This window comes from Maricaulis sp., from assembly GCF_048270265.1.
Lineage (GTDB): Bacteria > Pseudomonadota > Alphaproteobacteria > Caulobacterales > Maricaulaceae > Maricaulis.
In genome coordinates this window covers 1-5,468 of record NZ_JBLWTD010000047.1, presented here as the reverse complement: position 1 = coordinate 5,468, position 5,468 = coordinate 1, and the positions used below count along the sequence as shown (strand labels likewise).

Annotated in this window: 6 protein-coding genes; 4 read left to right on the top strand and 2 right to left on the bottom strand. The window is 62.6% G+C overall.

From position 1 onward, the window contains the following. A partial coding sequence (locus ACN0YF_RS14725) for a hypothetical protein (RefSeq protein WP_417494964.1) occupies positions 1-1,045 on the top strand: 1,045 nt, incomplete at its 5' end. A 76-nt stretch (positions 1,046-1,121) separates the two neighbouring features. Here the strand turns inward: ACN0YF_RS14725 and ACN0YF_RS14720 are convergent. Continuing rightward, positions 1,122-2,384, bottom strand: coding sequence for a polyhydroxyalkanoate depolymerase (locus ACN0YF_RS14720; RefSeq protein WP_417494963.1), 1,263 nt, complete (start codon positions 2,382-2,384; stop codon positions 1,122-1,124). A gap of 39 nt (positions 2,385-2,423) precedes the next feature. Beyond that, on the bottom strand, positions 2,424-3,062 hold the full coding sequence (locus ACN0YF_RS14715) for an SCO family protein (RefSeq protein ID WP_417481146.1): 639 nt from the start codon (positions 3,060-3,062) through the stop codon (positions 2,424-2,426). A 132-nt stretch (positions 3,063-3,194) separates the two neighbouring features. Here ACN0YF_RS14715 and ACN0YF_RS14710 point away from each other — a divergent pair, with 132 nt between their 5' ends. The 3 genes from ACN0YF_RS14710 to ACN0YF_RS14700 form a co-directional block, all read left to right on the top strand. Further along, positions 3,195-4,520 (top strand): ActS/PrrB/RegB family redox-sensitive histidine kinase, encoded by a 1,326-nt coding sequence (locus ACN0YF_RS14710; protein ID WP_417481145.1) that lies wholly within the window; start codon positions 3,195-3,197, stop codon positions 4,518-4,520. 48 nt (positions 4,521-4,568) lie between these two features. Continuing rightward, positions 4,569-5,111 (top strand): ActR/PrrA/RegA family redox response regulator transcription factor, encoded by a 543-nt coding sequence (locus tag ACN0YF_RS14705; RefSeq protein ID WP_417481371.1) that lies wholly within the window; start codon positions 4,569-4,571, stop codon positions 5,109-5,111. Between the two features lie 171 nt (positions 5,112-5,282). Continuing rightward, positions 5,283-5,468 (top strand): hypothetical protein (locus ACN0YF_RS14700; RefSeq protein ID WP_417494962.1); only part of this gene is annotated, 186 nt, incomplete at its 3' end.

Here is a 5,468-nt window from a genome sequence, read left to right as displayed (position 1 = left end):
CGCCGCCTTCGAGATGCACGTCGATCGGCTCGCCTTTCTCGACTACACCACCGATACACTGGGGCGTTTCGAGTTTCTGGGCCTGGCTGTCGAGGGCGAGACCGAGGGCGAACCGGTAGCCGTCAGGCTGGACGAGATCTCGGTCGATGGTTTGAAGACGTCCAGCTATTCCGGGCTGATGGAGGCCCTCGCGGCGGGAGCGGACGAGACCGAGTTGTCTGCGGTCTATTACGCGACCGACCCGGAAGACCAGATGGATCTGTTCGATCGTGCCCAGATTCGCGGTTTCGATCTGGAGACACCCGGTATCTCGGCCACCATGGACGAGATCGTCATGACAATCGACAGACGCCGTGATGGCTTCTGGAGCCATGTCCATATGGGGTCGCTGCGGATGGTGCCTGACGCGTCGGACGAGAGCGGTGCGCAGCTTGCCTCGGCGTTTGGCCTGCTGGGCTATGACGATATGGAAGTGAGCCTGGAGAGCAATTCCGTCTATGATCCCGAGGCCGGCCGCGCCTATACGACCGGGGAGAATTACATCCAGCTGCATGACGGTTTGCGCCTGGATATGGCGCAGGATTTTGGTGGCTATCACCAGTATCTCGCCAATATCCGTGCCATGTCGGATCGGCTGGCCCAGACGGAAGACCCCGATCAAAGCGCTGCGCTCGTGCTTGAAGCGCTCGGGCCCCTGTCGATCAACCGGATTGCCTGGCGGCTGCAGGATCTCTCCCTGCTCGATCGCGCGATCAAGGCCGCGGCAGGTGCCCAGGGCATGACGCCGGAAGAATTGCGGGCCCAGTCGGGCTTGATGATTGCGGCCGGCATGATGGCCGCGCCGCCGGAATTGCCCCAGGCACTGGTGACCGAAGCGGCGACGGCGCTGACCAGTTTCGTCAACCAGGGCGGGACACTGGTGATCGAAATGGCGCCGCCGGAACTGCTGACCGTCGCTGACCTGATGGCCCAGGTCGAGAGCAAGATGTTCGATTTCGCCGCTCTGGGGCTGAGAATAACGGCCGAGCCGCCGGCCGGCGACTGATGCGAGCGGGACGGGCCAGCCGGCAGTTTTTACACTGACCGGCCGGCCTGTCCGGCGCATGCCTGCAGAAGGCGCTCTAGCGTTCGGCGCGGGCCAGCTTGCCCTTTTCGGCCATGAAACGCTTCATCATTGGCGCGATCTGCTCGCGGAAGCGGCGGCCATTGAAGACGCCATAATGGCCGACATCGGGCTGGACCCAGTCTTCCTTCAGGCTGTCGGACAGTTCCGAGCAGAGCGTGTGCGCGGCCTGGGTCTGGCCGATGCCGGAAATATCGTCATTCTCGCCCTCGACGGTCAACAGGGCGATATCGGTAATGCTGGCCGGTTTGACGAGACGGCCTTTGACTTCCTGGGTTCCGGTCGCGAGCTTGTGCTCCTGGAAGACGTCACGGATGGTCTGGAGGTAGAATTCCTCGCTCAGATCCATCACGGCCAGATATTCGTCATAGAAAGTGCGGTGCCGGTCGGCCTCGTCGCCATCACCCTTCACCATATTGGCGAAGTATTCCTTGTGCGCGTCAACATGGCGGTCGAGATTCATGTTCACGAAGCCGGCCAGTTGCAGGAAGCCCGGATAGACCCGCCGCATGGCGCCCTCATTGGGGATGGTCACCGTGTGGATGAGATTGTCGGCGAACCACTCATAGGGATGATCCTGCGCCAGCTTGTTGGGCACTGTTGGCGACAGACGGGTATCGATGGGCGAGCCCATGAAGGTCATGCTCAGGGGGCGGGCCGGATCATTGTCCTCGGCCATCAGCGAGACGGCTGCCAGGGTTGGCGGGCCGGGCTGGCAGACGGCGACGACATGGGTGTCGCCGCCCAGCTCGGTCAGCATGGCGCGGACATAGGTCGTGAAATCATCAAGGTCGAAACGGCCATCGGTGACCGGGACGCTGCGCGCATCCTTCCAGTCGGTGATGTAGACGTCGTGATCGGGCAGGAAGGCCTCGACTGTGCCGCGCAACAGGGTCGCGTAATGGCCCGACATCGGTGCCACGAACAGGACCTTCGGCTGGGCCTTCTTGATGCCGGCGGCCTTGAGGGCGTCAGCATCGCGCTCGAAGTGCAGCAGATTGCACCAGGGCTGGCTCCAGATGACGGTCTCGGTGACGGGCACCTTGTGGCCATTGATCTCGACCGGCTCCAGATTCCATTCCGGTTTGACATAGCGCCGCGTCATGGACTCAAACAGATCGGCGGCAGCGACCATTGTGCGGCCGGCATAGGTCTCGCCCATCGGATTCCAGGGCGCCTGCATCATGCGGCGTGTGGCGTTGGCGGCAGCGCGCCATGGCGTCATCGCCAAACGGTTCAACTCGTAAACACTATAAAGCATGAGTCCTCCTGGGACCGGCACCACCGAAATCGGCAGTGCTCATGAGGATGAACCTTCTTCCTCAAGGAATTCTTGCAGCCGGGCCGCCATGGTTTGCGGGTCGGCGCCATGTGTGAAGACGTCAACGAAACGTCCTTCTGAATCCATCAGATAGACGATGGAGCTGTGATCCATCAGATAGTCGTCCTCGGCCTCGCCTTCGCTGCGCCGGTAGGCGACGCGGTAGGCGGCAGTGACAGCCGCGATCTGCTCCGGCGTGCCGGTCAACCCGACCAGTCCGGACGGGAAGGCGGGCGAGGTGACGTATTGCGCCAGCTGGTCGACGGTATCGCGTGCGGGGTCGATCGTGATCAGGATCGGCTGGACGCGCTCACGCAGTTCCGGCTCGAGCTGATCCAGCGCCGCGGCCATGATCTGGAGCGAGAAGGGACAGACATCCGGGCAATAGGTATAGCCAAAATAGATCAGCATCGCCCGGCCGCGGAAATCCGCCTCGGTAACGGTGTCGCCATTCTGGTTGACCAGGGTGAACGGGCCACCGATCAGGGCCTCGCCGCTGGTCCGTGTCGGCGCGCGGCGTTCCTCGCGCTGGCCGGTGTCCGAAAGCATCAGCGTGAAAAATCCGATGACGACAATCATCGGCAAGGCAATTATCAACCAGATCCAGGCGCGTTGCATGTGCGTACCACCAACTATCCGAAGGCGGACAAAGCATGTTATGCCGCGACGGATGAAATTTGCTGCAAATGCGAAGCTAGGACGGCTTGTAGCGCCTGTCCATCGACTTCGCTGCATTGCCGGAGCCAGCCAATGACCGACACCGATTGGGATCCCTATGGCAGCGACGCACATCTGACGCCGGTTTTCGGCCGTTTGCGCCTGCGTACACTGGTGATGTTGCGTTGGCTGGCGGTGGCGGGGCAGACCGTGACCGTGCTGCTGGTTCACTATGTGGTCGGGTTCGAATTGCCGATCGGCGTCTGTCTTGGCGTCATCATGGCCAGCGCCTGGATCAATACCTGGCTGACCCTCTCTGTGCCGGCGCAGCAATTCGCCAAGGACTGGGAGGCCTTCGCGCAGCTCAGCTATGACGTCATCCAGCTTTGCGTCCTGCTGATCCTGACCGGCGGTTTGCAAAATCCCTTCGTTGTCATGCTGGCGGCTCCCGTGACGATTGCCGTTGCTGCCCTGCCGCAGCGCTGGGCGCTCGGTGTAGCGGCGATCGCGATGGCCGGAACCGGCGTGATGTGGATGTGGAGTCTGCCGCTGCCCTGGATCGATGGCGAGGCGATTGATTTGCCGGGCATGTATGTGCTTGGCCTGTGGTGCGCGATCTTCGTCGCCGTGGCCTTCACCGCTGTCTATTCCTGGCGCGTCAGCCAGGAGGGGCGCCGCATGGCGACGGCGCTGGCCGCGACGCAGAGCGTGCTGTCGCGCGAGCAGCGCCTGTCGGCGCTGGGCGCCCTGGCCGCCGCCGCCGCCCATGAGCTCGGCACGCCGCTGGCCACGATCCAGCTGACCGCCAAGGAAATGCTGCGCGAGGTGCAGGATAACGAGCTTCTGCGCGAGGATGCCGAACTGATGGTGACGCAGGCGCGCCGCTGCCGCGACATTCTCAAGCGGCTGAGCCAGGAACAGGGCGTGTCCGACGAGCGCCATGACCGGGTGGAACTGCTCGCCGCGCTGGAAGAGGCGAGCGCGCCGCTGCGCGGGCTGGGCCCGATGCTTGATGTCTCCGTTTCCGATGCCGGATTCGCCGGGGCCGCTCCGATGCTGCGGCGTATGCCTGAAATGCTTTATGCGATCGGCAATTTCGTCGAGAACGCGGTTGATTTCGCAGCCACGCGCGTCACCGTCGAGGGCGGCTGGGACGCCGAGAGCCTGCGGATCACGATCTGTGATGACGGGCCGGGCTTTTCGGCTGAAATTCTCGCCAAGATCGGCGAGCCCTATATCACGACGCGCTCGGGCACGCCGGGACAGGGCGGGCTGGGACTTGGCGTCTTCATTGCCAAGACCATGATCGAGAAGACCGGAGGCCGGGTGGCGTTCGACAATGTCTCGCCCCAGGGCGGCGCGCAGGTGCGCATCGTCTGGCCGCGCAACCGGGTAGAGGTGGCGGCCATCGTCCGCTAGTAATGATGTAGTTGGATGTTGAATCGCGAGGATCGACACGTGGACGATATGGAATACGAATTACCGGAAGACCGGACCCTGCTCATCCTTGATGACGACGGGCCGTTCCGCACGCGTCTCGGCCGGGCCATGACCAGCCGCGGTTTTGTCGTTTCTGCCGTGGGTACGGTCGACGAGGCCGAAGAGGTCGCGCGCCAGAACCCGCCGGCCTTCGCCGTTCTCGACTTGCGCCTGCAGGATGGCGACGGTCTGGAAGTGGTCAAGGTCCTGCACGCCTCGCGCGCCGATTGCCGTGTCGTGATGCTGACCGGATACGGCAATATCGCCACCGCCGTTGCCGCCGTGAAGGCCGGTGCCGTCGACTATCTCTCCAAGCCCGCCGATGCCGATGATGTCATCAAGGCCCTGCTGGCCAGCCCCGACGACAAGCCGGAGCCGCCGGACAATCCGATGTCGGCCGACCGGGTGCGCTGGGAGCATATCCAGCGCGTGTTCGAGCTGTGCGATCACAATGTCTCGGAAACGGCCCGCCGTCTCAACATGCACCGGCGCACCCTGCAGCGCATCCTGGCCAAGCGCGCACCGCGCTAGCGGGCGGGCTAACTCGGCCTTTGAGTATAATTTTTCCGTAGAACGATCCGCGCTCGACCAAAGTCAGAGGGCACTTTTCCGTGCCCACAACTTATTTGTTCACTGTTAGTTCCAAAGCGTCGCGAATCGGAATAGGTTGTCTGGCAGGCGATTCTGTTCGGAGGTTGCGGATTGACGAATGATTCTGAAGTGGTGAGCGTCCCGCTCGCTCCCCGCGATTGGAACGATGTCCCAAGGTTGATTTTACGGGCGAAGTTCCTTGAGTTTATGCACAACACGGGGTGGCCTGAACGATTTGACGGTGTGGTGGACTATATTGAGCCGTTCAATATCGACGCCGATTTCGAAGTGATTTGC

Coding starts and splice junctions, on each gene's coding strand:
- ACN0YF_RS14710 (WP_417481145.1), top strand. CDS start 3,195: ATGACCGACACCGATTGGGATCCCTATGGCAGCGACGCACATCTGACG.
- ACN0YF_RS14720 (WP_417494963.1), bottom strand. CDS start 2,384: ATGCTTTATAGTGTTTACGAGTTGAACCGTTTGGCGATGACGCCATGG.
- ACN0YF_RS14705 (WP_417481371.1), top strand. CDS start 4,569: ATGGAATACGAATTACCGGAAGACCGGACCCTGCTCATCCTTGATGAC.
- ACN0YF_RS14715 (WP_417481146.1), bottom strand. CDS start 3,062: ATGCAACGCGCCTGGATCTGGTTGATAATTGCCTTGCCGATGATTGTC.